Source organism: bacterium endosymbiont of Bathymodiolus sp. 5 South, assembly GCF_900128535.1.
In the GTDB taxonomy this organism is placed as follows: Bacteria; Pseudomonadota; Gammaproteobacteria; order PS1; family Pseudothioglobaceae; genus Thiodubiliella.
Genome location: NZ_FQTR01000390.1, coordinates 1 through 975, shown reverse-complemented (window position 1 = coordinate 975; position 975 = coordinate 1). Strand labels below are relative to the sequence as shown.

Below are 975 nucleotides of genomic sequence, written 5' to 3'. Positions count from 1 at the left end.
CAACAGCGCCTTTTTCCACAGTTTCTTGTTCAGGTGTTTCTTTAACATGCCCTGTTGGGTCAATATATTCAAGTGGATTGTTGCCCACATAAACATACAAATTCAAGCCATCAATCGACCCTGCTGCATCAGGGTTTATCCATCTCGCTAGCCAAGGGGCTAGGTATCTGGCACCGTAATAACATAAACCACTGTTGTCATCTCTTTCTTTACCCGTGTAGCGGTAGCGTTTTTGCTGGGCTTGGGTTTTGTCTTTACCAGCAATGATGGCAGTACCACCATAGGGATAATAATGTTCGTAACTGAGAGTTTGGGCTTTGCCGCCCAATTCCAAGGTGTTGGATTGTAGGTGGCTGTTGAGTTGGTAGTGGATTTGGGTGTTGTCTTTGCTGCTTTCGCTGAGGATGTGGGTGCCGATGTGCAGAGTTTTGCTTTGTTGTTTTGCTTGGTTGATTGAGATGTCTAGTGCGGGTAGGTAGTCTCTTTGGCTTTGTGTTTGGTGCTCAGATTCAATAACAGTGCGGACTCGCTTGCCTTGATAATCATAGACATAGTATTGTGTGGTGTTGGGTTTGTTTGCTTTAGTAAGTTTATTTAAGGTGTTGTTGTAGTGCCACTCTAGGCTACCGATATTGTTTAAGTTTAATAAATTGCCATTGGCATCAAAGTTATTTTGGTTGTTATTTTCAGTGCCACGGTTGCTATTAGGGTGGATAGTGAGGGTTTGTTGCCAATTACCACTGTTTGCCTGGTGTGATAGATTGGTTAGGTTATTGCCTGTGTCGTAGGTGTAAATTTGCTGGTAGGGTTCTAGGGTGTTCATAATTATTAGAGCTATTTAATATTCATAGTAAATCTAATACCAAATTCAAAAAAAACTAAACCAAAAAACTCCACTCCCTACTACACAAATTTTTAATAAAACCATCCTCACTTAGTATTTCATTCCAAGCCTGACAAGATCTTTCAATAATA

At 40.8% G+C, this 975-nt stretch carries 1 protein-coding gene; it reads right to left on the bottom strand.

What is annotated here, in order from left to right; all coding sequences use genetic code 11:
- On the bottom strand, positions 1-823 hold an 823-nt coding region (locus BBROOKSOX_RS11705), incomplete at its 3' end, for an RHS repeat-associated core domain-containing protein (RefSeq protein WP_139662058.1).
- Positions 824-975: the final 152 nt, after the last annotated feature.